The following is a 25444-nucleotide window of genomic DNA, read 5'->3' as shown; positions in this document are numbered from 1 at the left end:
TATTGGCATATGAAACTGGAAGAACTGAGATTTGGCACTGAGCTTCTCAAGCGCGGCTTTGCATCCATGCAGAAGGGGGGCGTCATTATGGATGTAGTGAATGCCGAACAGGCGAAGATCGCCGAGGAAGCCGGGGCAGTCGCAGTCATGTCGCTCGAACGCGTGCCTTCCGATATCAGGAAAGCGGGCGGCGTCGCCCGTATGGCCGATCCCGAGAAGGTCATCGAGATCATCGAGGCAGTTTCCATCCCCGTCATGGGTAAAGTCCGGATCGGTCACTTCGTCGAAGCCCAGGTTCTGGAAGTCCTCGGCGTGGATATGATCGATGAGAGCGAAGTCCTGACCCCCGCGGACGAGCAATACCACATAGATAAAAAACAGTTCAAGGTCCCCTTTGTCTGCGGTGCCCGCGATCTCGGCGAAGCGCTCCGCAGGATCAACGAAGGCGCGGCAATGATCCGTACCAAGGGTGAGGCTGGCACCGGTAATGTTGTCGAAGCAGTCCGGCACATGCGCACGATCATGGGCGAGATCCGGATGCTACGTGGCCTCGACAAGCAGGAAATGGCGGATTATGCCCGCGAGATCGAAGCCACTGCGGACCTGGTCTTTGAGTGTGCAGAGCGCGGCCGGCTGCCGGTCGTCAACTTCTCGGCCGGTGGTATCGCCACTCCCTCAGATGCAGCCATGATGATGCAGCTGGGTGCTGACGGCGTCTTTGTGGGATCCGGGATCTTCAAGTCCTCGAGCCCCGAACGGATGGCAAAAGCGATAGTGGAAGCGGTCAACCATTTCGATGATCCAAACGTGATCGCGAAAGTCAGCAACGGCCTTGGCGACGCGATGCCCGGACTCGATATCCACAAGCTCAGGGAAGACGAGGTGCTCCAGACCCGTGGACGCTAAGATCGGCGTACTGGCGCTCCAGGGAAACGTAAGCGAACATATCGACGCGTTCCTGCTTGCTCTCGAGCGGATGGGCCACGGGCCGTCATCGGAAGTCTTTGAGGTCCGGAGCCCGGTGGATCTGGTGGATTGCCAGGCCCTCGCCATTCCGGGCGGGGAGTCCACTACCATCTCCCGCCTCATTGATAAAAACGGTCTCTACGAGCCGATCCGCAGCTTCAACGGCGGCATCTTCGCGACCTGCGCCGGCATGGTGCTGATGGCAACAACCGTAGAAGATCCCCGGGTCCACCCGCTCGGGCTCATCGATATGGCCGTTGACCGGAACGCATTTGGCAGGCAGCGGGAATCTTTCGAAGCTGATCTTGTGATTGAAGGCCTTCAGGGAAATCCGTTTCATGCAGTCTTCATCAGGGCCCCGGTTGTTACATCAGTCGGAAAGGATGTCAGGGTGCTTTTCCGCGTTGAGCAGGGCATTGTTGCTCTTGAACACGGAAAGCACGTGGCGTTCTCGTTCCACCCGGAACTGGGTAATGACACGCGGCTTCACGAACGGTTCCTGCATAAACTCGGGATCACCGGGCAGAGAAAATAATTTTCACATTTTCAGGCAACCGCATTTCAGCCGGTACGATATGAAGGGAATACTGGCCCCCTCTATCACCTGCCCCGGGCACAACTTTCTTAACCTGAAATGCCTGATTGGAAACGGTTTTTAACTTAGGGATACCACTCACAAGAGAAGATCCAATCGGCGGGCAGGATACAAGCGTTCATTTTCAAAAAGGAATAAGATATACCAATCTGCCTTGGAAATTCATAGAGAGCCAAAGGAACAGTCCGGGATATTTATGAGTGCATCATCTGTTGTTGACAGCATCCTCTCCGCACGCTACCTCCGGAAAGGGGAACAGTCGTTTGAGGACATCTGCCACCGTGTTGCGTCCGCCCTTGCCGATAACAGGGAGGAAGAAGACCGCTTTTTTGAGGCCATGCAGTCACTGCGCTTCCTTCCCAACTCCCCGACCCTGATGAATGCAGGCACCGAACTTGGCCAGCTCTCCGCCTGCTTCACGCTGCCGGTCACGGATTCGATTGACGGCATTTTTGATGCCATGAAACAGGGCGCAATCATCCACAAGACCGGCGGGGGAACCGGGTATAATTTTTCGCACCTCCGTCCTGAGGGATCACCTGTCCAATCGACTGACGGTGTGGCCTCAGGTCCCGTCTCGTTCATGCGGGTATTCAATGCTGCGACCGAGGTCATCAAGCAGGGAGGCCGTCGTCGCGGGGCGAACATGGGGATCCTTGATGTCTGGCACCCCGACATCCTCCCCTTCATCATGGCAAAGACGAAGGAAGGCGAGTTTTCCAACTTCAATATCTCTGTCATGGTCAATGACAAGTTCATGGATCTTGTCTCCCGCAAGCAGTTTGAAATGGTATGGATTACCCATCCGCATACCGGGGAAACGGTCACGGTCGGCCAGATCTGGAGTGGAGTCGTTGACGGGATATGGAAAAATGGCGAGCCGGGCCTCCTCTTCTTTGATGAGATCAACCGGCGGAACCCGACCCCGCAGCTCGGCGAGATCGACACCACCAATCCCTGCGGCGAACAGCCGTTGCTCCCGTACGAGAGCTGTGTTCTCGGCAGCATCAACCTCGCAGCCTGCGTGCACAACGGTACCCTTGACGAGAACAAACTTCGTGAGACAGCGCGCATGGCCACCCGGTTCCTCGATCTCGTCATCGAGCGGAACGTCTTCCCCATCCCGCAGATCGGGGAAGCTACACGGAGGACCCGGAAGATCGGCCTCGGCCTCATGGGAGTCCACGATGCCCTCCTGATGGCAGGTCTTGCCTACGACTCGGCCGGGGGTCGGGCCTGGTGCGAACGAATCATGCAGATCGTGACCGAGACCGCAGTAGACGAATCACGACGGCGTGCTGAAAAAGTCGGCCCGTTCCCGGCATGGCAGGGAAGTATCTGGAAGGAGTTCCCGGTCAGGAACGCAGCAATGACCACAATCGCCCCAACGGGCACGATCTCCCTCCTTGCCGGGTGCTCGAGCGGGATCGAACCGATCTTCTCGTTTGCCTACACCCGGAAGAACACGGTCGGCAAGACCTTTGTCATCGTAAACCCGGTTTTCCAGGACCGGTTGAAGAGCACCCTCTCATGCCTGGGGCTTGCCGGTGCAGAGCTGCAGAAGAAATGTGATGAAGTCCTGGCCCATGTCCACGAGACCGGGACCGTGCAGGACCTGCACTGGCTCCCGCAGGAATTCCGGGCGCTCTTCAAGACGGCTCTCGACATCAGCTGGAAGGACCACATCCTGATGCAGGCCGCGTTCCAGAAACATGTCCATGCCTCGATCAGCAAGACCATCAACATGCCGTCTTCGGCCACAAAAGACGACTGTGCAGAAGCCCTCCTCATGGCCTGGTCCTTAAAACTCAAGGGTATCACCATATACCGGACCGGAAGCAGGGAGGACGTGGTCCTTTCCCTCAAGGAGGCTGCACCCGTGCCGGCACCCTCTCCCGAATCCGTGCCGGTTGCTGGCAGGAACCTGCCGGAGAAGATCCCCTCCCTCTCAATCGACCGGCCCCGGGAACTGTCCGGAAGGACCTATCTCTGCCAGTCCGGGTGCTGCCGGCTCTACGTGACCGTGAACCTTCACGAAGGAAAACCCATGGAGGTCTTCATCAGGACTGTCGGGAGCGGAGGCTGCGACGCCAACAGCAGCGCGCTCGGCCGTGCGATCAGCACCGGGCTACAGAACGGCGTTCCCTACCAAAAATTCGTCAAGCAGTTTGCCAAGGTCAACTGTATCTCTGCCATCAAGAATTCGTCATCGGAGGGCCATTCCTGCGCAGATGTGGTTGGACGCTGTATCGAGCTCTCGGCCAGGAACCAGAGCATCACGACCCTGAGGGACTGGGACATACGCGAAGTGGGAGTGAAGAATCCCTGCCCCGAGTGTAACGAGCCCCTGGACTTTGGGGAAGGCTGTAACAAGGGAATTTGCAAGAACTGCGGCTGGACCGGCTGCAGTTGATCTCAACCAGCCTTTTGTAACGGTCAGGGCGCTGGTAGGAATCTATCCGGGTAACAAAAGGGATGCGCGTTACGGCTCCGACTCCTCAAGCGTATTGTCGAGAGGATAGAGCTGGAACCGGGCCGTCACATAGAGGTGCCGTTCATCTTCCGGGTTTCCCCGTGTAGCGACGACTCTCCCGACAAAGACCGTGTGATCACCGGTCTCGAATTCGTTGATCACCTGGCACTCCAATGCAACTGCAGCCCCGTCAATTGTCGGTGGCCTGACTTTTTCGGATTTGATGAATGAGAGACCGGACGTTTTTGTCTTGTCGCTGTTGCGTCCCGTTGTTGTCCCGCAGATCCATGCCCCTTTCTTCTGGTCGGGACCGGGATAGTTGATGACGAACTCCCGGTTCTTCCGTATCCCGGCATGGGAATACCGGCTGTGGTCGATAGAAATGAGTATGAGGAACGGCTCAAAGGAGGTCCGTATCACCCACGATACACCAAGAGCGTTGGGCTTTCCCTGTTCATCCAGGCTCGTAACTACCGTATATACCATCGGTGCAGAGCGGGCAAACGCTTCGTTCTGGGAGAGTGTCTTCATCATACCTGCCACGTCCGGATAGTAGTCAGGAACAGGTATCGATAAGGGTTGTGGTGAAGAAAGCCGGAAATATGAATGGGTGCGCGGGCTTGTGTGCCCGGGGGGCTGCTCTCTGCATGTCGTCCGGGTATTGTGCTGATATCCCCTATGCAGAACCCGAACCATCATCTCAAATTATATGGCAGGAAAAAAAGAGTGGAAATTTCATGCCTCAGGAAGAGACCATCCTGTTCGTCTGTAACAGCGACAGCGGGGTGTTGCCAGAGATCAAAAATTATTCCTCTGTCACAGCGACATCACGTGCGGATATCTGCAACCTGTCTGCGATCATCTACAGCCCGCTCGGAATGAAAAAGGAATGGAAACGGTTCATCAGGGAGCAGAAGATCACATCACGGGTCCTTGACCGGAATGAATTCCGCGCCGAGTTTGGTCCTGGGATCACGACATTCCCGGCCGTGCTGATCAGGTCCGGCAAGGGTCTTGCGGTGCTGGTCAGCACCGACGAGCTGAACCGGTGCAGGGAGCTCGAGGATCTTATCGGCTTCCTGCAGCAGCGTCTTTCACCGATCCCGTAAGCAGGAACAGAGGGGGGTATGAAAAAGGCGGGTTTTTTGGGAGCGACCCGTGGCCCGTCCCCGCTCCGTGCTAGGACTCCCCAGGGTCCGTGACCCGCCCGGCGAACAGGATAGTGCCGGTATTATTATCCCGGATCAGGAAGACGAACGGGTGATCTGCCCGGAATACCGGGACCGGACTCTCTTCCCTGACTGCCGCCAGGTTCATGACAACACCCGTTGCCGCAGCTGCTTCTGTGCCTTCCTCGTTCACATCCACATACGCCTTATGAACCACGTCACTGATCAGGAGATCCTGTCTCCCATCCATCCCGGAGAAGTCCGCCGAACTGGTAAACGCAGTTGGCATCCCCATTGCTCCGAGGACTGTCGGGAGTGAGTACTGGGTCTCAAGATGGAATCTCGGGAAGAATACCTTAACCTGTTGAGTCGAAGCAGACTGTTCTATCACCGAGAGATTTTCCGGGTTGAGATACTGCTCAGCGGCACTCAGGTTATCTCCCTTGGGGAGGAGGACGATCATGGACAGGCCCGCCCCGCTGCTGTGTGCATAGGGTATCTCCAGCATCTGCACATCCCCGTTCTCGGCATAGGGATACCTGGCATCATCATCCGTTCTCTGCATCATCCTGGCGGTGGTTGTTTTATCGGAAGATACCCGGAACCCGGCATCCTGCGTCATGTTTGCATCGAACTGCTTCTCCCACGTACCTTTAAAGTAAACCGCGTTCGTGATCACGAGCCGGGTCAGGGAAGTGACAGAACCCGGCGGCAGGAGATCCGGTATTTTGTTGTTCGTCTTCTCCCCGACCCAGCTGTTAATCGTGAGGCGGGAGTTGTCCGGCTGACCGGCAAAGTCGAGGGTGGTAGTGTTGGCATTATACCACTGTTCGGCAATGCCGGTGTATTCCGGAAGGAACGTAAACGCCTTGTCCGCCCAGAGGGCATTTGCAGTATTGAGGCTGTAACCGGTATCCCTGTTGTTGATTACTTCGTTGATGGAAGCAAATCCCTGCCTCCGCCGGGTATCGTCCTGCGGGAAGTGAAAGACCGAACGGATCTCATCGGCAGTTATCCCGCGGGCGCCCTCATACGTAATAGCAAGGGCGGACGATATGGAATACGGGGAGAAGAAGATATTTCCTCCGGAAGCGCCCGGCCCGGTTGCCAGCTGTTGGTAGAGATCGTATGAGAACCGGTTGTTTGCCTCACTCACACCAGTAGTGTTTTCTGGCCCGGAAACAGTGAATCCCGGAGTGGAGGAGGTAACTACAGGTGACAGGGTGGGGGATGACGAGATCATCTCCCCGTTTTTTCCCGGCGTGCCGGTGCATCCCGCGAGTGCTATCCCGAGAACCAGGAGGAGGGAGCATGCCAGCACTGCCATTCCATTTTTTTCCATGGGGAGAAATTGCCGCCGGCTGATGTAAATGTGGCGATAAATGCAGCTTTTTTCGCAGTTATGGTAGCGTTCAAACGTGCCACGCACACAACTCATCCCCCCTATACAACACTTCTATAAACCACGACATCGACAATCAATCACTGGCAGTATGGCCGGAACGGAGTGGTTCACGTATGGATGACGGGAAAAAATATCTTGCCGAACTTCTGGGTACCTTTGTGCTCGTGCTCATCGGCACCGGAAGCGCAGTCGTGGCGGGTACCTATATCGGTTTTCTTGGGATCGCTCTTGCATTCGGCTTGTCCGTTCTCGTTATGGTCTATGCCATCGGGCCGATCTCCGGTTGTCACATCAATCCCGCGATCACCATCGCGATGCTTGCCGGCGGAAAAATATCCGCGAAGGACGCGGCCGTCTATATTGTCGTACAGTGTGTTGGCGCTGTTCTTGCCTCGATTGTATTGTTATCGATCATGACCGGCCACCCGGGATACAACCTTGCCACAAACGGGCTGGGACAGAACGGGTACGGGGCGGCGTCACCGGCAAATTATTCCATGATGTCCGGGTTTATCGCGGAAGTCATTCTGACCTTTATCTTCCTGCTGGTGATCTTCGGGGCGACGAGCAGTAAAGCCCCCGTCGGGTTCGCCGGGATTCCTATCGGACTGTCGCTTGCAATCATCCATATGGTGGGCATCCCGATCACCGGTACTTCCGTAAATCCGGCCCGCAGCCTCGGGCCTGCGCTGGTGGTGGGAGGGACAGCGCTTGCACAGCTCTGGCTGTTCATTGTTGCTCCGATTATCGGGGCATTAATCGCTGCGCTGGTATGGAAATACCTGCTCGAAGATCCTGCAACGCCAGCGTAAAAATGAAATTTTTTTTAGGGATTACCAGTCCTTCTTCATTGCCTCGGCCTTCAGATCCTTTGGCATCAGCTCTATCGCATAGCGCAGTGCGGTCCGGGGCATCGCCTTCTTATTCTTCATAACGTAGGTGAAGATCTCGTCCGTATGCTTCCGGCTCGCCTCCTTGAGGAGCCACCCGTAACCTTTCTGCACCATATCGTCTCCGTCAGTCAGCAGAAGGCTGGCAATGTCCATGGCCTCGGAAAGGAACTTCCCGTGTTTGGCCGGGACGATGAGCGAGACAGCCGCAGCCCGCCGCATCCAGCGGTTCTCCGACTGCGTCCAGCATTTGAGTTCCCCGGTATATTCCGGGTATTGTTCGATGAAATTGCCCATCGTATGGTTGCAGAACCCGTCGCAGGATGCCCAGTTGGTGATATATGTGTCAATCCAGCGCCGGAACATCGCGAAATCTTCCCGCTCATACTTTCCCGAGATGGCGTAGGCCCAGTTCGAGACGATGAAGGATTCCTCAATGTAGCCCGACTGGTAGAGTTCCTCGCAGAGCGCGAAGATCTCCTGCTTGTCCCGGGCCCTGATCTCCTTCCAGTACTTTTTCGCTATACTCATTACAGTCGGAGTCTTCAGGCCGTAGCAGGTGATATCCTCTTTGAAAAACCGCTTTGAGGTTCTTTGGATCTCGGGATCTGCCTGAGCTTCGAGTTCCTGCCGGATGCATATAATGACCGGGTCCATAGGAGAGGGTGGGGATGGATCGGGGATAAGGGCTGTGGCATGCGGAAGGTGAATGTGCTTCCTGCCGCATCCCGTGCCTTACCTTGTCAGTGGTCTTTTTCCTGTCGGGCGATGGTCTGCTTCACGAGCTCGTGCTTGGCAAGCGTTGCGTCGAGCAGTTCATCATATACTGCCGGCAGCCTGCTGCGCAGCACCTTCACGCCCTCTTCGGTGATGCCACCCCGGGTCGCTACCCGGCTGATGATAGTATCGAACCCAGTCTCTTTCGATGCGAGGAGCCACGCGGTTCCAATCAGCGTATGCCGGACAAGGTACTCCGCGAGGGCCGGGGGGACGCCCTCCTTCCTCACTGCAGCTGCTGCATATTCCTGCATCATGGCCGCAAACAGTGCCGGCGCACAGCTCGTGAGATCGGAGTACACTTCGATATGCTTCTCCTCGATCTCTACGGGCGTTCCGATTGCCGAGAAGAGCGAGAAGACCAGCTCCTTGTCTTCCGGTGTCACCCAGCTGCCCCATGCCACGAGGGAGACCCCCGAGTGCTCCTCTGCGGTCACGCTGGGGATGATCTTGACACACCGTGCGCCCGGCACGGACCACGAAGCAAGGTCTGCGAGTGTAACACATCCGGCAATCGAAACAATAAGCGTATCCTTGGAAAGCACGTCCCGGATCTCTGCCAGCACACCATGAACATCGAGAGGCCTGACACAGATGAACAACACATCAGCACCCTGTGCCACATCACGGCCGGAATCCTTTACTGCAATGCCGGTCCCGGTGGCAAGGGCCCGTGCGGATACCCCCGTCTTACTGCACGCTGCTATATCCTGCGGTGCGGTAACACCCGTCCGGATGAAGTGCCTGATCAGCATGCTGCCCATGGAACCCGTGCCGATGAACCCGTAGCGTGTCATGTTCTCTTAAACGTGGGAATTACTGGAGAATAAAGGGTGGGTTACCAACGGGTGCCGGGCGGGATAAAAAAGAAACGGCTGCGAATACGGTCCGGCCGGCAGAACGATCCCATTCCAAACAGATCTTATTTCTTTTTCCGGCCTGCTTTCGTTGGGCACTGGTATGCAGATGCATCCTCGATCCCGAGGTAGTGTGCCCCCCAGTTGCAGAGCTCCCGTAGGATCGGAATCAGAGTTTTCCCGAAATCGGTGATGGTGTATTCTACCCGGGGCGGGACTTCGGGATAGATGGTTCGCGTAATAACCCCGTCCTCCTCGAGCTCGCGGAGCTGTTTGGTGAGCATCTTGGCATTGACTCCTGGCAACCCCTTCTGTAGTTCATTGAAACGCAATACGTTGTCCCCGAGAGCCCAGAGGATGAGAGGTTTCCATTTGCCGCCGATCACGTCCAGTGCTGCCTCGACCGGGCAGTGATAGGTCTTCCCGTTTTTCGTATAGGTCACAGTTACTCCAATGAAAGTATGTTTCTGATTTACCTGTATTGCCTATATATTCAGTTAAGGCAGATTTTAACCCAATGGTTCGGATTGCCCTTGCAGAAGAATAGTATGTATGCTTCCCGCTTATGGCTTTCTGTCAGGCTCCTCCGCATGTTGCGGGGAGTGAGGAAAACATGGAAAAGATACAAATCGGACAGAACTTTTTCATCCCTATGCCGGTGGTCCTTGTAGGGACACAGGTTGCGGGGAAGGATAACTTCATGACTGTGGGCTGGTGCGCACGGGCCAACGCGAACCCGCCGATGATCCTCTGCGGGATTGGGAACCATCACTATACTTCGAAGGGTATAGCAGAGACAAAGACCTTCTCGGTGAATATCCCGTCTTCGGCTCTCCTGGAGAAGACCGATTACTGCGGGATCGTATCCGGTGAAAAGACCGATAAATCCCACGTGTTCGAGGTGTTCTACGGTTCGTTGAAAACGGCACCGATGATCCGGGAATGCCCGGTCACCCTTGAGTGCCGGCTCGTCGAGACCGTCCCGTTGCCGACCAACACGCTCTTCATCGGTGAGATTGCAGGAGCATATGCGGATGGCAGGGTGATCAAGGACCAAAAGCCGGACTTCCCGGAGATCGATCCGCTCTTCCTTACCATGCCGGACAACCGCTACTGGACGCTCGGAAAGTACGCCGGCGATGCCTGGAGTGCCGGGAAGAATCTGATAACGGAGAGATGAGATGATGAAGGTAGTTGCATTCAACGGGAGCCCGCGACCGGAAGGGAACACCCGGCTCCTGATAGGTCAGGTGCTGCAGGAACTCGAAAAGAATGGTATCACCACGGAACTCGTGCAGGTTGGCGGAAAGAAAATCCGCGGGTGCACCGCGTGCATGAAATGTTTCGAGAACCGGGACAAGCGATGCATCTTCGATGATGATATCCTGAACGACTGTGTCGGGAAGATGGCGGAGGCTGACGGGATCATCCTTGGCTCCCCGGTCTATTTCACGGATGTTACGGCTGAGTTGAAGGCGCTCATCGACCGGGCCGGTTTTGTCTCTATGGCAAATGGCGGGCTGTTCCGGCGCAAGGTGGGATCCGCGGCCATCTCGGTCAGGCGTGCCGGGGCCATGCATACGCTTGACTCGCTCCTCCATTTCCTGCTGATCAGCGGGATGGTTGTACCGGGCCTGCCCCCGATCGGAGTCGGGAAGAATATCGGCGATGTCATGAATGATGACGAGGGCATGGCCTGGGCACGGGAGACCGGTAAGAGCATGGCATGGCTGCTGGAACTGATGAAAAAGTCAGACGTGCCGATCAAAACATCAAAAAAACACTGACCATTGTCAGGAATACTACATTCAGGAAAACTATTATGACCACGATACTTGTTGACCAGGATCTCTGCACCCGGTGCGGGATCTGCTCTGTCGTCTGCCCGACGTCAATCGTTGATCCCGCTGATGAGAACACCCTGCCCCGGGTCCAGGATACCAGAGCCGGTATGTGCATCCAGTGCGGGCACTGTGAGGTCTCCTGCCCGTCGCAGGCACTCCTCCTGAACGTCCGTCCTGACGAGAAGGTGTCCCTGCCGGCCGGTGCCGGCGCAATCTCTTCCGACAACATAGCATTCTATCTCAAAAAACGCCGGTCCGTACGGCACTTCACGAAAGATCCCGTACCAAAGGAGAAGATTGAGCAGGTGCTCGATATTGCCAGGTACGCTGCCTCGGGTGGCAACGGGCAGCCTGTACAGTGGATCGTTGTCCACGACACGGAGAGGGTCAAAAAGATCGCGGGGCTGACCATCGGGTGGATGAAGACCCTGCAGAATACGAACCACCCGATGAGCGGCTACATACCCGGGCTGATCGGGGCGTGGGAAGCGGGACACGACGTTGTCTGCCGTGGCGCCCCGCACCTGCTCTTCGCCTCTATACCAGAGGACAACCCGGTTGCCTCTGTTGATGCCATCATCGCCCTCACGCATTTCGATGTTGCTGCACCGGCGTTCGGTATCGGCACCTGCTGGGCAGGATTTGTTGCCATGGCCGCCACGTCCTATGAACCGCTGCAGAAAGAACTTGGTCTGCCAGCGGGACGGAAATCTGCGTACGCGATGATGTTCGGTTACCCTCAGTACAATGTCTACGGGATCCCCCGCCGGAAATCTATTGAGGTAGCGTGGCGGTAACCCTGCCTTTGAGAAAACAGGAGAACACGACAATGAACGTCCTTGCAATCAACGGAAGCCCGCGAAAGAAGTGGAATACTGCGACCCTGCTCCAGAACACCCTTGACGGCGCGGCTTCAAAGGGAGCGGAGACGGAACTGGTCCATCTCTACGACCTTACGTATACCGGCTGCACCAGCTGTTTTGCCTGCAAACTGAAAGATGGGAAGAGTTACGGGAAATGTGCCGTGCGGGATGAGCTGACCCCGGTTCTTGAAAAGATACCGGATGTCGATGCGCTCATCCTCGGCTCACCGATCTATTTCGGCGATGTGACCGGTATGATGCGGTGTTTCATGGAGCGGCTGTTCTTCCCGTACCTGACCTACACCCGGCCCCCCGTCTCGCTCTTCCCAGGGAAGATCCCCACCGCGTTCGTCTATACGATGAACGTCTCAGAGCAGCTGATGAACGAGAACTATGGCACTCTTATAGGTGCAAACGAGCAGGTGCTCGCACGGATGTTCGGACATGCGGAATCCCTCTTTGCGAACGAGACGCTCCAGTTCGAGGACTACGATAAGGTGGTCTTCAGCTACTTCGATCCGGAGGAGCGCAGAGAGCGGTGGAAGACGGTCTTCCCGCAGGACTGCAAACGGGCCTTTGAACTGGGAGTAAGGCTCGTGCAATCATGAAAAAAGTGACCATACTCATCGGAAGTCCCCGTAGAAACGGCAGCACCAGCCTCCTTGCAGCGGAAGCTGAACGGGGCCTGAAGGATGAGGGTGTTGCAACGGAGACCGTGTTCCTGAACGACCTGAAGATCAAAGGCTGCCAAGCCTGCTACTACTGCAAGAAAAATGACGTGGCAGAATGTGCGGTCAGGGACGATATGCAGAAGATCCACCAGCTGATACTGGAATCCGACGGTCTCATCGTGGCCTCACCTATCTATTTCTCCGGTGTTACGGCCCAGACCAAGGCCTGGCTCGACCGGATGTTCCCGTACGTCAGCATGAACCTGGTCCCGAAACTGCCAAAGTCCAAGAAGGTCTCGTTCATCTTCACGCAGAACCAGCCGGATGAAAGGCTGTTTAAAGGCGGGATCGCGGCATTCATGTTCGCGGTCGGGTTGTCAGGCCTGACGGTGAAGGATAACCTTATTGCCTGCGATCTCGATGCCGGGTACAAGCCCCCTGTGACGGAAAAGAAGGAGCTCATGGATACCGCGTACCGGCTGGGGAAGGATCTGCTGAGATGATAAGGGACAGGCTTTTGATTACTGCCAACGTGTAAGAGTCAAAGGAGAGATCTGTACCCTGGAAGCGATCGACGCGATCATGACACACCGCAGTGTCAGGAGGTTCGGGAAGCGACAGATTCCCGATGCCATTCTTGAGAAGATCATAACGGGTGGCACCTTCGCTCCGTCCGCCCCCTCCTGTTGTCCCGAAGTGGTACCCCCCTCCCCTTTGTGAACTCGTCCGGCGTAAGTGGAGGGATTTTTGTCAATTGTACATTTGATAATCAATTGTACACCTGATTATCAGACGCACATCTTACTCACGGTTTACGCGTTTTGATCAGAGCAAGCTCTAAAGAGAGCTCTCCCGCTGGGGTGATAGTGTAATTTTTTTCCTTCAGGTTGCCTGCCGGGCCTGGCATTTTCTGAATCAGATCCCAACCGGCAAGTGTGTTCAGGAAGCTGGAGCACGTCCCCTGACTCAGCTCGTGGATCACCGCCTTCTTCCCGGTATACAAATCCGTCTTCCCAGCCTTGTTTTCGGCAACCTTCACCCCTTTCTTCCGCACCGGCACGTAGAACCCCGCGAGCTGGTTGAAGATGTACGACCGGGGCAGCACCCGCCGGCCCGGCTCCTGTTTTTTAGAAATTACCGGGGATTAGTTCAGGATTGGACAAACCGGTATGCACCTTTTGGCACGAGCATCTCGAACCTGGCACCGTTGCCGGGTTCGCTGGTTTCGGCAATGGCGATCCCGGTAATCGAGAGGATCTCGCGGGAGAGGAAGAGACCGAGGCCGGTATTTTTTCCATATCCCTGCTCGAAGAGATGCGTTTTGTCCTCCCCGCGGATCCCTTCCCCATCATCCTCGCAGGCAAGGATGAGCCCTGCATCCGTTTCATAGGAGGAGAAACGGATTGTTGTCATCCTCCCGCCACCATACCTGAGGGTATTGTCGATCAGGTTGTAGAAGACCTTCTCCACCAGCGGGTCGGCGTAAACTTCGAGATCCGACCGGTCAACAATCACCCCGACTTTCCCTGAAGGCAGGGAGGCAACCGCGTTCCGGACCATGATCTCCACATTCTGCCATACAGGTGCACTGACACCCATATCCTCGTATACCCTCGTAAACTCGATCTGGCGTCCGATGGTATCCGCGATCTGTTCTTCCCACCGGATATACTCCTCTGTAACGGACCGGTCATCCAGTGACTCTTTGGAAAGTTCCAGATATCCCTTAAGGCCGAGGAGCTGGTTCATGATGTCATGGCGGGTGATAGAAGAGAGGATATTGAGTTTCCTGTTGGTCTGGAACAGGGCATTCTCTGCCGCCTTCCGTTCAGTGATATCTGTAATGACTGATAGGAATGATAATTCCCTCCGGTCATGGATTCTCACCGTCTTTACAATGCAGTGGTGGATCGTACTATCACGGAACTGGAGATCGATCTCACTGTACGCAGCCGGGGAATTCCCGGTATGTGTCTTCTGGATGGATTCCCGGACAACGGTCGCACCTGAAGGGGAGAGGAGCGAGTATATCGATTGGCCGGCGAGTGATTCCGGGGCGATTCCCACGAGCCTTGCTATCGCCGGGTTGACGTACCGGATAAACTCCCCGTCATGAATGATGATATAATCCGGCAGGTTTTCGGTGAGGTTCCGGTACCGTTCCTCGCTGGAACGAACCTCTGCCTGGGACCTGGCCATATTCAGCATCAGGAAAGTCCCCGTAAAGAGGATATCCGTGATAACGGTAACGATGAAAAAGGAGGTGTTCGTGATACTTGTGCTGAAAAGTGAGTTGTCAGCGGGAACGATCAGCCAGAATACCATTCTGAAGATAAACAGGATTGTTATGAGAAGGAGTATAGCCGCAATGGCAAACCGCAGCGACCGGTTTTCCGGATATAGTGCGGTTATGATAAAGACAATGGCGGTAACGGTACAGGCGGATATAATAAGAATGGAGATCAGGTACCGGATCATGATCGAATCGAATACGAAAGTAAAATACAGGAAAAGAATGAAGACCGGCAGGAGTATTCCGTAGATACAGGCAGGCAGGGCCTTCGATGATATGAATCTCCGGAGACTGTCTACCCTCATTATGACCGAGAGGATAAGCAGGTTATTGGCAATGACAATGGAGAGGAGATCGGGGATAGAACCCCGGAGCAGGAACAGGAAATATCCAGAGGCGAAGATGAGCAGGCTAATCGTCCACGTCATGAATCCGTCGTAAGTCTTCTGGGTCTTCCCGTATACGAACATCATCAGGGCCAGAGATGCGTTGACCAGAAATATGATCAGAAAAAGTGTCCTGATATCGGGTGCCCACATGGTCTCAAACTCCGCCCGGAGCTACCCTGCCGGACATCAGTACATTCAGTATGGTGATTTTTCCTGCGATGTTATGAACATTCGTACGGCCAGAGTTTATTTTCTGCCGTCTGTTGCCCGCGGTACATAACATTGTTATATTTCCCGCTCGAATCCAGGTGATCCACAACCCTGTGAAGCGCCCGCTTTTTTTACCGGCAGGACGGTGGTGTTCCCCCCGCGGGTATCCGGGATCGAACTGTCGATGACGGTGCTGATGCAGGTGCCTCCTCAAGGACCGGATCCGATACTATGCCCATCCCACCGGATATGCGTAACAGGAAAACCCGGATGAATCTCTCCGGTACCTCCGCTCTCCTGTACTTCCGGAATGCAAAGGCGATAACTCTTAAGGAAATAACCACGATTCTAGTACAGGATACCGAGGTATATTACGATGGCGACCGATCCCGTTTGTCTGGCAATCGTTGATGAGGAAAACGCTGAATTCACCAGCACGTACAAAGACCAGAAGTATTATTTCTGCTGCAACTGGTGCAAAAAACAGTTCGAAGAGAACCCGAAGAGACATTCGCGCATTTCGCACGATGTCAGTGTTAACTTGAAAGAAACCAGCTGAACGATGATGCCCGGGCGGGTGCACCAGCGTGACGGCCGGTTTCCTGCAGGCCTTGCGTGAAGTCCCCCGGGGAACCTGCCGGGCAGGACATCATAAAGACCAGCCGGCCAAAACACATAAACCACTCCATTGAATGTAATGATCGGGAAATTTCATGAAACCTGAAGATGATCCCTGGCTCAGGGATGCCCATGCCAACGCAGAACACCTGGACCTGGAGATCAAGAAACTCTCCTCGTTAACCACTCCCATCAGGTCAAACTTCCCGATTGTTACCAAATACCAGGATTTCTGGGCCCTGGCAAAATCGGTCTCCACGTTATTCCGTGAGCTGAAACCGCTTGCAAGGAACGACCGGGATCTGCTCTGGAAACAGTTCAACGCCCTCTGCCGGGAAGTAAAGGAGCACCAGAAGACCGGGTACGGGATGCTTGAATCCGTGTCTCACGGGCATGCGGACGAGATCATCAAACAGCTGGAACTGGCCCGGCTTCCCGCAGGCCTCACCACTCCCGATGTCCAAACACTCCTGGAACGGGGGCACGCGCTCAAAAATGCCGCAGATCTGCTGGCAAAATTCAAACATGAGATGATAGCAAAACACAAAAAAACCTGTTTTGAACGGATCCAGGAAGTCCGGCGGACGCATGATGCGATATGGGGGATTTTAACACCGGAAAAGCCACCGCAGAAGATGGCATTTGAGTTACGGGTCCGGAAGAATCTCGAGACTAATTATGAACGGTACCGGAAAGCAGCATCTGCACTTGAAAATTTCCAGATTGGTGCAGCCCAGTTGCGAGCAATTATCGATTCCTGCGGGAGTGCAGAAGAGACGGCACGGGCAACCGCCCGGTTAGAGGAAACACAGGCAAGGATCCGGGATATTGCTGAAGGTATGCAAAAACTCGAGAAGTGGATCGAGGAGGACGAACGGACGCTGGGCGGGACATAACCTCCTGCAACCTGCTGTCAAAAAGGATTACCGGCCGATCCCGAGCCATTTCCGGATCCGGCTCCAGAATGACCGTTTCGGCCGCCTGCAGAACGGCAGCCCGTTTTTTCCCGCATGGGCAGCCTCGCACTCGTCGCAGAGCGTGTGGCGGCTGCACGTTACCTTCGGGCAGGGGCAGTCTTCGCGTATGGTCGGGGACATCAGTACCAGACAATGAACGGCGGTTTTGCTTAATGGTTTCCCCCGCGATGCCGGGGTGCAGTATTTTCTGAACAATCTGCAGGATCTGACGGGGCGTAATACCATTGTTGCTGTTATTTATGCAGCCGGAAACGATACCGGGTGTCGTAGTCTGTAGCGGGGGAAGGTTTGCAATCCGACAGGTACACTATCCGGACGTCCTGGTTTAAGCGTTTGCTTATCCGGGGTAAAATTCTAATAGGACTCAGTTGTTTACTAACAGTATGCAATTGAAAGCTGTTCTCTCTCTTGTCCTGCTTCTGAGCGTCATCATCGCATTCGCCGGCTGCACGGGAACCCAGTCCCCTGCCGCTCCTGCGACCCAGTCATCCGGTCCAGTCGGGGCGGCCCCCGTGTCCGCACCTTCCGTATCAGGAACAAGCCTTGTTCCCTCGCCAACGGATTCCGTGGTCGATGCCCGTCAGGTGAATATCAATGTTGAAAAGGATTACCTCGGGAATGTCATCTACACGTTCCAGGGTGGTGCAGGCCTCATCCATGTAAAGAAGATCGACATCACCCTGAACCGGGCTGACGGGACAACGGAAACCGGTACACTCGGCATAACCGTTGACTCCACAGCAACGCTCGAAGGTACGAAGGACACAGACCGTGCGATCGTCTCCGTTACTCTTGACGACGGTAAGGCGTACAAGACGGTTGACGTGCTCGTCCCGTTCAAGCAGATCTGATGCAGTACTGCGCCCAAAAAAGCAATTCTTTTTTCCGGATGCATTCCCGATAACCCGTACGGTCTTTATTCCGTCCCTTGGGGCCAGATCCGTTACTGGAAAGAGAATGTCCGGTAACAGATCCGAACGTGGTATATTATAAGGAAATCCCCGCCATGGCTCCTGATCTCTTCTGTCCGGATCTCGTTGATAAGGACGGTGCGACGTATTGCACCATGAAATCCATCAGGATTAGATTGTCGGGATCTGTGACTCGCCACATTCCCGTGCCTGCTACGGTGAGAAGTTTCTCTTTTATTTTTATCCCGCTTCAGAAAACCGGAACGCTCTGCAAAGAAAAAAGATGTTTCAGATAAAGAGCGGCGCGAGCACGAGCGAGAGTGTGGCGAGCAGCTTGATGAGCACGTGGAGTGACGGGCCGGCAGTGTCCTTGAACGGGTCGCCGAGCGTGTCACCGATGACGGCTGCCTTGTGGGCTACGCTGCCTTTGCCGCCGTGGACACCGGATTCGATGTATTTCTTGGCATTGTCCCATGCACCGCCACCGTTGTTGAGGATCAGTGCCATCAGGATACCGGTGATTGTGCCGACCATCAGGAAACCTGCGAGGGCTTCGTATTTCATGGTCACACCGATAAAGATAGGGAAGGCGATGGCAATTGCACCGGGCAGCACCATGTTCTTGAGTGCGCCGAGCGTGGTGATGTCAATCACACGGGCATAGTCAGGTTTCTTGGTCCCTGCCATAATGGCCGGGTCCTTGAACTGGATGCGGACCTCTTCAATCACATACTGTGCGGTCTTGGAGACTGCACGGATTGCAAGGCCGGCAAAGACGAAGATGAGCATTGCACCGAGCAGTGCGCCCACAAATACCGGGACTGCTGCAATATTGACAACGGTGAAGGCCTTACCGATAAGACGGCTGATATCGGACATGTAGGCATTGAAGAGCAGGAAGACTGCGAGCGATGCACTGCCGATCGCATATCCTTTTGTCAGGGCCTTGGTTGTGTTACCGGCAGCGTCGAGGCTGTCCATCCGCTTGCGGACGGATTCAGGAGCCTGGCTCATCTCGACGATACCGCCGGCGTTGTCGGCGATAGGGCCGAAGGAGTCCATGGCAAGTACGTAGGCACAGACCATCAGCATACCGATGGTTGCTGAGGCAGTTCCGTAGAGGCCGCCGAACTGGATGCCACTTTGGGATCCGAGCCAGAAGGAGAGGAGTAAGGATGCGCCGATCAGGATTGCCGGCATTGCGGTGGTCTCAAGGGCGACCGAGAAACCGGTAATGATGTTGGTAGCCGGTCCTGTTTCCGAGGCATCGGCAATTTCCTGCACAGGGCGGTAGTGGTGATCGGTGTAATAGAGGGTCACCCGGAGGAATGCGACGGATAATACGATACCGACGAGACCTGCATAGAAGAACCAGATATTCCCGAGCATCCACATGGTGCCAAAGTAGAAGAACACCGCCGAGATGACTGCCGTGATATAGTATCCCAGGTTCATGGCATTCATCGGGTCTGCGTTATCCTTTCCGCGGACACAGAGGATACCGATCATACTGGCAAGGAGACCCAGTGCACACATGACAAGCGGGAAGAGAACGCCGGCGGCACCAAAAACCGGGAAGAGGGCGACACCGAGGATCATCGCACCGATGTTCTCGGCTGCGGTGGATTCGAAGAGGTCAGCGCCACGGCCGGCACAGTCCCCGACATTGTCCCCGACAAGGTCTGCGATGGTAGCAGGGTTCCGGACGTCATCTTCTGGGATACCGGCTTCGACTTTACCGACAAGGTCTGCACCGACATCGGCGGCCTTGGTGTAGATACCGCCACCGAGCTGGGCGAAGAGGGCGACAAACGAGGCACCGAACGCGAACCCGACAATGATGAAGGGTGTTGTCTGCGGGTTTGCACCGAGCGCATAGTAGGTGAGCGAGACACCGAGAAGCGACATCGACGTGATGATAAGACCGGAGACTGCACCGCCCCTGAACGAAATGTCAAGTGCTTTTCCATCGCTGGTCTGGGCTGCTGCGGCCGTCCGGATGTTCGTCCTGACGGCAACAGACATACCGATGACACCGGCGAGCGCACTACAGGTCGCCCCGACAATGAATGCGAGAGCCGTGAAGGTCGCGAGACCCTGTTGTCCCGTGAGGGTATATACCCCGAAGATGACAACGGCAAGCACGATTGCCAGGATAGCGATAGTCGAGTACTGTCGTTTGATGAATGCTTCTGCACCCACCCGGATCGCGTCGGATACTTCGCGCATCTTGGGTGTGCCCTCATCCTGTGCGAGGACATTGCGCGCCAGGATCGCTGCGAGGATCAGTGCGAGAATACTTATTCCAATTACTATAACGAGTTCGTACATTCCTTGACCTCCCTGCTGCGTGAAGACCCCTGAGAACACCGGGACCGTTTTTTGGCGCACAGGCAAATAACGGCCGGTCAGGATGCCAGCACCACATCAGGTATACTAGATTGGCATCAGCAGAGACCTGCTCAAATGACCCAAAGGAGGGTTCTCATGGCTCCGGGGATCGCCCTGCACCGAACATAACCCATCCTAAGAGATCAATAGTGCATTCTTGAACCATTAAACTTTTACTCCTGATGCGCTCCCCTGTCACGCCACCGGATCTGCGGGCAGGGATAATCCCATGGAATTCTCCCCGAACTTCGTGTTTTTACTGTCCCTGGAAGGTTTTTATGGAAAATTTCCCCGGTTCCCGTACTATTCTCCACACTATCTCCTGCACCCCGGTGATTTCCTGCAGAAAGAAGAATCGTGCACAATTCAATATGATTAATAATGAAAAATTCCCATATTCAGAGAGGGAGGGTATCTGGTGCAATTCGTACAGCTGTTAATATTCCTGATCCTGTTTCCGCTCGTAACGGCGCTGTTCATGCTCGTTGCAAAGAAAGAGATCGAGCGCACATGGATCGTGAAACTGTCTGCAGTGGCCGTCATACTGGTCACGGTTTGGCTTCTCATTACCACGTTTGACAAAGGGGCGCTCTATTCGCCTGCTATTCCCGCCGAGCCGGTGGGGCTCGTCATGTTCATCCTCGAGATGCTGATCGCGGTTTTCATCCTCTATCTTGGTATCCGGCACCGGAAGTACCATGTAGTCGCTCTCATCCTCGTGCAATCCGTGATGATGATCTTCTTCGAGCTGACGTACGCCCACTCTGCCGATATCACGTCAAACCTGTTCGTGGACGAGTTCTCCAATATCCTGGCACTGATCATCGGTATCATCGGAAGCCTCATCTGCGTGTACTCGCTCGGCTACATGAAGCACTTCCACGAGCACCACGCCACAATTCCTGACAAACGAAACATCTTCTTCTTTGTGATGTTCGTCTTCATCTCCGCAATGTTCGGCCTCGTCTTTGCCAATAATATTCTCTGGGTCTACTTCTTCTGGGAAGTGACCACTCTCTGTTCGTTCCTGCTCATTGGTTATACGAAGACTGAGGAGGCAACCAACAATGCGTTCGATGCCCTCTGGATGAACCTGCTGGGCGGAATTGCCTTTGCCGGCGCCATCCTCTGGCTCGGTATGGCAGGCAACGGCGTGATGGGCATTGACCAGCTCCTGATCTCCGGCAAGGCAATCGCTCTGATTCCCGCAGCGCTTATCGGGTTTGCCGGCCTGACGAAAGCGGCCCAGATGCCCTTCTCGTCCTGGCTGGTTGGGGCGATGGTTGCACCCACACCGGTATCGGCACTCCTCCACTCCAGCACCATGGTGAAGGCCGGTGTCTATATCCTTGTCCGGCTGGCACCTGTCTTCCACGGGACCGTCACCGGCTATATGCTCGCCCTGGTAGGGGCACTCACCTTCCTGATCGCATCGGGGATTGCCATATCGCAGAGTAATGCGAAACGGGTGCTTGCATATTCAACGATCGCCAACCTCGGCCTGATCACGGCCTGCGCCGGTATCGGCACCTACGAGGCAATTTGGGCTGCTATCCTCCTGATTGTATTCCATGCGATCTCCAAGTCACTCCTCTTCCTTGCCGTGGGAACCGTGGAGCACCGGATCAGGAGCCGTGAGATCGACGATATGAACGGCCTGATCGTGCGGATGCCGAAGATCGCTGCGATGATGGTGATCGGTATCGCCGGCATGTTCCTTGCCCCGTTCGGTATGCTGATCTCGAAGTGGGCGGCGATACGGGCGTTCATCGATGCCCCGTTCGGCTTTATTTTCGTAGTCATCCTAGTGTTCGGCAGCGCAATGACGGTCTTTTTCTGGGCAAAGTGGATGGGAAAGCTCCTGACTGTCACGTCCGACAGCAAGCGGATCGAAGGGGAGGTGGACAGGAGCGAGTGGGCAGCTCTCGTCTCGCTGGCGGGACTCTCGTTCATCACTACGCTCGTCTTCCCGCTGGTTTCGGTTAAACTCCTCGAGCCGTTCCTGATGGAGAACTACGGGCAGGTGGCCCAGTTATCACAGGACAATATCCTCATCATGATCCTGATGCTCTTCCTGATCCTACTCCTGCCGCTCTCGATCCTGCTCCCCCACCGGCAGCACCGGCACCTTGCGCCTTACATGGGCGGCAGGACAACCACGCAGGACCTGCGCTTCTCGGGCTCGCTGGGAGTCCAGAAAAAAGCGATCATGTCTAACTACTACCTCATCCCTTACTTTGGTGAGGCGAAACTCCGGCCCCTCGGGGTCTGGATCTGTTCGGCCCTGATTGGCATCATGCTCATCGCTACGGTCTTACGGGGGGTGGTCATGTGATCAACCTCGTCTGGGGCCTCGTCTTTGTCCTCGTTGCTCCAGTTCTTGGGGGCCTCATTGCCGGTATCGACCGGAAGATCACCGCCCACATGCAGGGCAGGGTAGGTCCGTCCATCCTCCAGCCGTTTTGGGACGTGGGGAAGCTCTTCGAGAAAGAGAATGCGGTCGTGAATGAGACGCAAATCTTCTATGCAATCTGCTACGTGCTCTTCATGGCATTCACGGGAGCACTCTTCTTTGCCGGCGGGGACCTTCTGCTCGTGATCTTCGCTCTCACGCTTGCCCAGATCTTCCTCGTGCTCGGTGCCTATTCAGCGAATTCCCCCTACAGTTATGTCGGAGCGGAACGCGAGCTCCTCCAGATCATGGCTTATGAGCCGATGGTGATCCTGACGGCAGTCGGCATGTACGCGGCAACGAAGAGCTTCAACGTAAGTGATATCGCTGCAGCGACCACGCCGGTGGTTCTCCTCATCCCGGGGATCTTCCTCGGCTTCATCTATGTGCTGACCATCAAGCTCCGGAAGTCCCCGTTCGATATCTCCACCTCCCACCATGCCCACCAGGAGATCGTCAAGGGCGTGACCACGGAGTTCTCCGGCCCCTCGCTCGGCTGGATCGAGATCACCCACTGGTACGAGACGGTTTTCCTGCTGGGGTTCGTCTGGCTCTTCTTTGCGTTCAGCCCGGTCATTGCCGCAATCGCGGTAATCGTCATTTATCTCTTCGAGATCCTCATCGACAACACGAATGCCCGCGTCAAGTGGCAGCTCGCCGTGAAGAGCTCGTGGGCGATCGCGGCAGTTATGGGTATCCTCAACCTTGCCGCCCTCTACTTCCTGAACGGAGGCATCTCATGACCTTCATGGCAAAATCCCCCTGGATCATCCACTACGATGCGTCGAGTTGTAATGGCTGCGATATCGAGGTGCTGGCCTGTCTGACCCCGATGTATGACGTTGAGCGGTTCGGTATCATCAACACCGGCAACCCGAAACATGCCGACATCTTTGTCGTGACCGGCTCGATCAACGAGCAGAACCGGGAGGTAGTAAAGAACATCTACGACCAGATGCCCCGCCCGAACGTAGTTGTAGCCGTTGGTATCTGTGCCACATCAGGAGGGGTTTTCCGGGAGTGCTACAATGTTGCCGGCGGGATTGACAAGGTGATCCCGGTCGATGTGTATGTGATGGGCTGCGCGTGCCGTCCCGAATCCATCATCGATGGGATCGTAACGGCACTCGGGATCCTCGAGAAGAAACGGACGAAGATGGTGCTCGATACCGATGCAAAGGAAGACCACCGGCATGCAGGATTGCGTCCTGAACATATCTCGCAGACCGGAGGCGCAGAATGACGACAGGAAAGGCAGCACAGGTTATTACCCCGATTAGCGTTAGTGAAGTGGTGGCAAAGGCCGCACAGGCAAAGAAGGATGGTCACCGGCTCGTCCAGATCGGGTGCACGAAGATCGGGGATGATTACGAGATCATCTATGTGTATGACAAGGACTACCAGTTGCTGAACTACCGGATCACCGTGAAGCACGACGAGACGATCCCGAGCATCAGCGGGGTGTACTGGGGAGCATTTGTGTACGAGAACGAGATCCACGACCTCTATGGCCTTCACGTCAGCGGCATCAACATTGATTTCAAGGGCACGTTCTACAAGACGGCAATCAAACATCCGTTTTCTGTGACCATAACGAAGGAGGACGACGCATGTCAAAACAAATAATTGTTCCGTTCGGCCCGCAACACCCCGTCCTTCCAGAGCCCATCCACCTCGACCTTGTGCTTGAGGACGAGACTGTGGTGGATGTGATCCCCACGATCGGCTACGTGCACCGCGGGCTCGAGAAGCTCGTGGAGAAGCGGGAATATACAGAATATGTCTATATCGCGGAGCGGATCTGCGGGATCTGCAGTTACATCCATAGCCAGACCTATGTGCAGGGCATCGAGGCGATCATGGGTATCGAGGTGCCGGAGCGGACCCAGTACCTCAGGACTATCTGGTCGGAGTACTCGAGGCTGCACTCGCACCTTCTCTGGTTAGGACTCTTTGCGGACAGCATGGGATTCGAGAGCGTCTTCATGAACGCGTGGCGCCTGCGCGAGCATATCCTCGACGACCTCGAAGCAACCACGGGAGGACGTGTTATCCAGGGAGTTAACAAGGTTGGTGGCGTTCGCAGGGACATCTCTCCCGGGAAACTGGATGAGATGGTGAAGGGGCTCAAGGGAATGGAGAAAGATCTCCACGATCTCACGAACGTCTTCCTCCACGATAAATCGGTCAGCCACCGGCTAAAGGGTGTTGGCGTACTGGGGAAAGAGGACGCCTATTACCTCGGGGCTGTTGGACCAACAGCGAGGGGCAGTGGCGTCGCCATCGATATCCGTGAGACCGGTTACGCGGCATTCGGGAAGATCAATTTCAAACCGGTTGTCGAACACGGCGGCGACTGCTATGCCCGCTGCGCAGTCAGGGCAAAGGAGATGTTCACCTCGATTGATATTATCGATCAGTGTGTTAAAAAGATCCCCGACGGCCCCATAGATGTGAAAGTGACCGGTGCGCCTGACGGAGAATACTTCTCCCGGACCGAGCAGCCCCGGGGTGAAGTGATCCATTACATTAAGGGTAACGGGAAGAAGAACCTTGTGCGGCACCGGGTACGGACTCCGACGTTCACGAACATCCCGCCGCTCGTCAGGCTCCTCAAGGGTTGCGAGCTTGCGGACGTGCCGGTGATCGTCCTGTCCATCGATCCCTGTATCGGCTGTGCGGAGCGGTGAACA

The 25444-nt window shown here is 55.4% G+C and carries 27 protein-coding genes; 18 read left to right on the top strand and 9 right to left on the bottom strand.

Features of this window, described 5'->3' with window-relative positions; genetic code table 11:
• The first annotated feature begins 9 nt into the window (after positions 1-9).
• From pdxS to ABSE13_RS07770, 3 genes are all read left to right on the top strand, one after another.
• Positions 10-906: a pyridoxal 5'-phosphate synthase lyase subunit PdxS gene (gene pdxS, locus ABSE13_RS07780; protein ID WP_424027948.1), complete on the top strand. Its 897-nt coding sequence runs from the start codon at positions 10-12 to the stop codon at positions 904-906.
• On the top strand, positions 896-1501 hold the full coding sequence (gene pdxT, locus ABSE13_RS07775) for a pyridoxal 5'-phosphate synthase glutaminase subunit PdxT (protein ID WP_424027945.1): 606 nt from the start codon (positions 896-898) through the stop codon (positions 1499-1501). The genes pdxS and pdxT overlap by 11 nt, the downstream gene beginning before the upstream one ends.
• A gap of 256 nt (positions 1502-1757) precedes the next feature.
• Complete coding sequence (locus ABSE13_RS07770; RefSeq protein WP_424027944.1) at positions 1758-3974, top strand: adenosylcobalamin-dependent ribonucleoside-diphosphate reductase; 2217 nt, start codon at positions 1758-1760, stop codon at positions 3972-3974.
• Positions 3975-4043: 69 nt separating this feature from the next.
• Here the strand turns inward: ABSE13_RS07770 and ABSE13_RS07765 are convergent, their stop codons facing one another.
• Entirely contained in the window at positions 4044-4568 is a 525-nt protein-coding gene (locus ABSE13_RS07765; RefSeq protein WP_424027943.1) for a flavin reductase family protein, read from the bottom strand.
• A gap of 203 nt (positions 4569-4771) precedes the next feature.
• On the opposite strand from ABSE13_RS07765, the gene ABSE13_RS07760 reads away from it, so the two are divergent.
• Positions 4772-5143, top strand: coding sequence for a hypothetical protein (locus ABSE13_RS07760; RefSeq protein ID WP_424027942.1), 372 nt, complete (start codon positions 4772-4774; stop codon positions 5141-5143).
• Between the two features lie 70 nt (positions 5144-5213).
• Here the strand turns inward: ABSE13_RS07760 and ABSE13_RS07755 are convergent, their stop codons facing one another.
• The gene (locus tag ABSE13_RS07755; RefSeq protein WP_424027941.1) at positions 5214-6545 is read right to left on the bottom strand and encodes a serpin family protein; all 1332 of its coding nucleotides are present in this window, start codon (positions 6543-6545) and stop codon (positions 5214-5216) included.
• Between the two features lie 176 nt (positions 6546-6721).
• Between ABSE13_RS07755 and aqpZ the strand changes: the two genes are divergently transcribed.
• Entirely contained in the window at positions 6722-7420 is a 699-nt protein-coding gene (gene aqpZ, locus ABSE13_RS07750; RefSeq protein WP_424027940.1) for an aquaporin Z, read from the top strand.
• A gap of 21 nt (positions 7421-7441) precedes the next feature.
• On the opposite strand, the gene ABSE13_RS07745 is transcribed toward aqpZ, so the two are convergent.
• The 3 genes from ABSE13_RS07745 to ABSE13_RS07735 all read right to left on the bottom strand — a co-directional run bounded on the left by ABSE13_RS07745 (position 7442) and on the right by ABSE13_RS07735 (position 9575).
• Positions 7442-8155, bottom strand: a complete 714-nt coding sequence (locus ABSE13_RS07745) for a DNA alkylation repair protein (protein WP_424027939.1) — start codon at positions 8153-8155, stop codon at positions 7442-7444.
• Positions 8156-8241: 86 nt separating this feature from the next.
• The gene (locus tag ABSE13_RS07740) at positions 8242-9072 is read right to left on the bottom strand and encodes a pyrroline-5-carboxylate reductase family protein (RefSeq protein WP_424027938.1); all 831 of its coding nucleotides are present in this window, start codon (positions 9070-9072) and stop codon (positions 8242-8244) included.
• Between the two features lie 125 nt (positions 9073-9197).
• Positions 9198-9575: a winged helix-turn-helix transcriptional regulator gene (locus ABSE13_RS07735; protein ID WP_424027937.1), complete on the bottom strand. Its 378-nt coding sequence runs from the start codon at positions 9573-9575 to the stop codon at positions 9198-9200.
• 170 nt (positions 9576-9745) lie between these two features.
• On the opposite strand from ABSE13_RS07735, the gene ABSE13_RS07730 reads away from it, so the two are divergent.
• Genes ABSE13_RS07730 through ABSE13_RS07710 form a run of 5 tightly spaced genes read left to right on the top strand, consistent with a single transcriptional unit; the run spans position 9746 to position 13013 of the window.
• Entirely contained in the window at positions 9746-10312 is a 567-nt protein-coding gene (locus tag ABSE13_RS07730; RefSeq protein ID WP_424027936.1) for a flavin reductase family protein, read from the top strand.
• A gap of 1 nt (position 10313) precedes the next feature.
• Positions 10314-10919: a flavodoxin family protein gene (locus ABSE13_RS07725; protein WP_424027935.1), complete on the top strand. Its 606-nt coding sequence runs from the start codon at positions 10314-10316 to the stop codon at positions 10917-10919.
• A gap of 35 nt (positions 10920-10954) precedes the next feature.
• A complete protein-coding gene (locus ABSE13_RS07720) occupies positions 10955-11773 on the top strand; it encodes a nitroreductase family protein (RefSeq protein WP_424027934.1) in 819 nt (272 codons plus the stop codon).
• A 32-nt stretch (positions 11774-11805) separates the two neighbouring features.
• Positions 11806-12447: a flavodoxin family protein gene (locus ABSE13_RS07715; protein WP_424027933.1), complete on the top strand. Its 642-nt coding sequence runs from the start codon at positions 11806-11808 to the stop codon at positions 12445-12447.
• The gene (locus ABSE13_RS07710) at positions 12444-13013 is read left to right on the top strand and encodes a flavodoxin family protein (protein ID WP_424027932.1); all 570 of its coding nucleotides are present in this window, start codon (positions 12444-12446) and stop codon (positions 13011-13013) included. The genes ABSE13_RS07715 and ABSE13_RS07710 overlap by 4 nt, the downstream gene beginning before the upstream one ends.
• 302 nt (positions 13014-13315) lie before the next feature.
• On the opposite strand, the gene ABSE13_RS07705 is transcribed toward ABSE13_RS07710, so the two are convergent.
• Together ABSE13_RS07705 and ABSE13_RS07700 are read right to left on the bottom strand one after the other, a co-directional pair.
• Positions 13316-13615, bottom strand: a complete 300-nt coding sequence (locus ABSE13_RS07705; protein ID WP_424027931.1) for a hypothetical protein — start codon at positions 13613-13615, stop codon at positions 13316-13318.
• 44 nt (positions 13616-13659) lie between these two features.
• Complete coding sequence (locus ABSE13_RS07700; RefSeq protein WP_424027930.1) at positions 13660-15342, bottom strand: PAS domain S-box protein; 1683 nt, start codon at positions 15340-15342, stop codon at positions 13660-13662.
• A gap of 436 nt (positions 15343-15778) precedes the next feature.
• Between ABSE13_RS07700 and ABSE13_RS07695 the strand changes: the two genes are divergently transcribed.
• A complete protein-coding gene (locus ABSE13_RS07695; protein ID WP_424027929.1) occupies positions 15779-15961 on the top strand; it encodes a YHS domain-containing protein in 183 nt (60 codons plus the stop codon).
• A gap of 154 nt (positions 15962-16115) precedes the next feature.
• Positions 16116-16916, top strand: coding sequence for a hypothetical protein (locus tag ABSE13_RS07690; RefSeq protein WP_424027928.1), 801 nt, complete (start codon positions 16116-16118; stop codon positions 16914-16916).
• Between the two features lie 27 nt (positions 16917-16943).
• Here the strand turns inward: ABSE13_RS07690 and ABSE13_RS07685 are convergent, their stop codons facing one another.
• On the bottom strand, positions 16944-17117 hold the full coding sequence (locus ABSE13_RS07685; RefSeq protein ID WP_424027927.1) for a hypothetical protein: 174 nt from the start codon (positions 17115-17117) through the stop codon (positions 16944-16946).
• A 263-nt stretch (positions 17118-17380) separates the two neighbouring features.
• On the opposite strand from ABSE13_RS07685, the gene ABSE13_RS07680 reads away from it, so the two are divergent.
• Positions 17381-17848: a hypothetical protein gene (locus ABSE13_RS07680; RefSeq protein ID WP_424027926.1), complete on the top strand. Its 468-nt coding sequence runs from the start codon at positions 17381-17383 to the stop codon at positions 17846-17848.
• Positions 17849-18196: 348 nt separating this feature from the next.
• Here ABSE13_RS07680 and ABSE13_RS07675 read toward each other — a convergent pair whose 3' ends face one another.
• Positions 18197-20239, bottom strand: a complete 2043-nt coding sequence (locus tag ABSE13_RS07675) for a sodium-translocating pyrophosphatase (RefSeq protein ID WP_424027925.1) — start codon at positions 20237-20239, stop codon at positions 18197-18199.
• A gap of 478 nt (positions 20240-20717) precedes the next feature.
• Between ABSE13_RS07675 and ABSE13_RS07670 the strand changes: the two genes are divergently transcribed.
• From ABSE13_RS07670 to ABSE13_RS07650, 5 genes are read left to right on the top strand one after another with little or no spacing between them, the layout of a single operon-like run.
• On the top strand, positions 20718-22634 hold the full coding sequence (locus ABSE13_RS07670; protein WP_424027924.1) for an NADH-quinone oxidoreductase subunit 5 family protein: 1917 nt from the start codon (positions 20718-20720) through the stop codon (positions 22632-22634).
• Positions 22631-23494: a respiratory chain complex I subunit 1 family protein gene (locus ABSE13_RS07665; protein WP_424027923.1), complete on the top strand. Its 864-nt coding sequence runs from the start codon at positions 22631-22633 to the stop codon at positions 23492-23494. Before ABSE13_RS07670 ends, ABSE13_RS07665 begins: the two co-directional genes overlap by 4 nt.
• A complete protein-coding gene (locus ABSE13_RS07660; RefSeq protein WP_424027922.1) occupies positions 23491-23994 on the top strand; it encodes an NADH-quinone oxidoreductase subunit B family protein in 504 nt (167 codons plus the stop codon). Before ABSE13_RS07665 ends, ABSE13_RS07660 begins: the two co-directional genes overlap by 4 nt.
• Positions 23991-24377, top strand: a complete 387-nt coding sequence (locus ABSE13_RS07655; protein ID WP_424027921.1) for an NADH-quinone oxidoreductase subunit C — start codon at positions 23991-23993, stop codon at positions 24375-24377. Before ABSE13_RS07660 ends, ABSE13_RS07655 begins: the two co-directional genes overlap by 4 nt.
• Positions 24362-25441, top strand: a complete 1080-nt coding sequence (locus ABSE13_RS07650; protein WP_424027920.1) for a hydrogenase large subunit — start codon at positions 24362-24364, stop codon at positions 25439-25441. The genes ABSE13_RS07655 and ABSE13_RS07650 overlap by 16 nt, the downstream gene beginning before the upstream one ends.
• Positions 25442-25444: the final 3 nt, after the last annotated feature.

It is taken from the genome of Methanoregula sp., from assembly GCF_049518935.1.
Lineage (GTDB): Archaea > Halobacteriota > Methanomicrobia > Methanomicrobiales > Methanospirillaceae > Methanoregula.
The sequence above is the reverse complement of the archived record's forward strand: the minus strand, read 5'-3'. Positions and strand labels throughout refer to the sequence as shown.

Coding starts and splice junctions, on each gene's coding strand:
- pdxS (WP_424027948.1), top strand. CDS start 10: ATGAAACTGGAAGAACTGAGATTTGGCACTGAGCTTCTCAAGCGCGGC.
- ABSE13_RS07650 (WP_424027920.1), top strand. CDS start 24,362: ATGTCAAAACAAATAATTGTTCCGTTCGGCCCGCAACACCCCGTCCTT.
- ABSE13_RS07760 (WP_424027942.1), top strand. CDS start 4,772: ATGCCTCAGGAAGAGACCATCCTGTTCGTCTGTAACAGCGACAGCGGG.
- ABSE13_RS07730 (WP_424027936.1), top strand. CDS start 9,746: ATGGAAAAGATACAAATCGGACAGAACTTTTTCATCCCTATGCCGGTG.
- ABSE13_RS07685 (WP_424027927.1), bottom strand. CDS start 17,117: ATGTCCCCGACCATACGCGAAGACTGCCCCTGCCCGAAGGTAACGTGC.
- ABSE13_RS07765 (WP_424027943.1), bottom strand. CDS start 4,568: ATGATGAAGACACTCTCCCAGAACGAAGCGTTTGCCCGCTCTGCACCG.
- ABSE13_RS07655 (WP_424027921.1), top strand. CDS start 23,991: ATGACGACAGGAAAGGCAGCACAGGTTATTACCCCGATTAGCGTTAGT.
- ABSE13_RS07680 (WP_424027926.1), top strand. CDS start 17,381: ATGCAATTGAAAGCTGTTCTCTCTCTTGTCCTGCTTCTGAGCGTCATC.
- ABSE13_RS07710 (WP_424027932.1), top strand. CDS start 12,444: ATGAAAAAAGTGACCATACTCATCGGAAGTCCCCGTAGAAACGGCAGC.
- ABSE13_RS07720 (WP_424027934.1), top strand. CDS start 10,955: ATGACCACGATACTTGTTGACCAGGATCTCTGCACCCGGTGCGGGATC.
- ABSE13_RS07690 (WP_424027928.1), top strand. CDS start 16,116: ATGAAACCTGAAGATGATCCCTGGCTCAGGGATGCCCATGCCAACGCA.
- ABSE13_RS07715 (WP_424027933.1), top strand. CDS start 11,806: ATGAACGTCCTTGCAATCAACGGAAGCCCGCGAAAGAAGTGGAATACT.
- ABSE13_RS07755 (WP_424027941.1), bottom strand. CDS start 6,545: ATGGAAAAAAATGGAATGGCAGTGCTGGCATGCTCCCTCCTCCTGGTT.
- ABSE13_RS07740 (WP_424027938.1), bottom strand. CDS start 9,072: ATGACACGCTACGGGTTCATCGGCACGGGTTCCATGGGCAGCATGCTG.
- ABSE13_RS07770 (WP_424027944.1), top strand. CDS start 1,758: ATGAGTGCATCATCTGTTGTTGACAGCATCCTCTCCGCACGCTACCTC.
- ABSE13_RS07660 (WP_424027922.1), top strand. CDS start 23,491: ATGACCTTCATGGCAAAATCCCCCTGGATCATCCACTACGATGCGTCG.
- ABSE13_RS07725 (WP_424027935.1), top strand. CDS start 10,314: ATGATGAAGGTAGTTGCATTCAACGGGAGCCCGCGACCGGAAGGGAAC.
- ABSE13_RS07695 (WP_424027929.1), top strand. CDS start 15,779: ATGGCGACCGATCCCGTTTGTCTGGCAATCGTTGATGAGGAAAACGCT.
- ABSE13_RS07675 (WP_424027925.1), bottom strand. CDS start 20,239: ATGTACGAACTCGTTATAGTAATTGGAATAAGTATTCTCGCACTGATC.
- ABSE13_RS07700 (WP_424027930.1), bottom strand. CDS start 15,342: ATGTGGGCACCCGATATCAGGACACTTTTTCTGATCATATTTCTGGTC.
- ABSE13_RS07745 (WP_424027939.1), bottom strand. CDS start 8,155: ATGGACCCGGTCATTATATGCATCCGGCAGGAACTCGAAGCTCAGGCA.
- aqpZ (WP_424027940.1), top strand. CDS start 6,722: ATGGATGACGGGAAAAAATATCTTGCCGAACTTCTGGGTACCTTTGTG.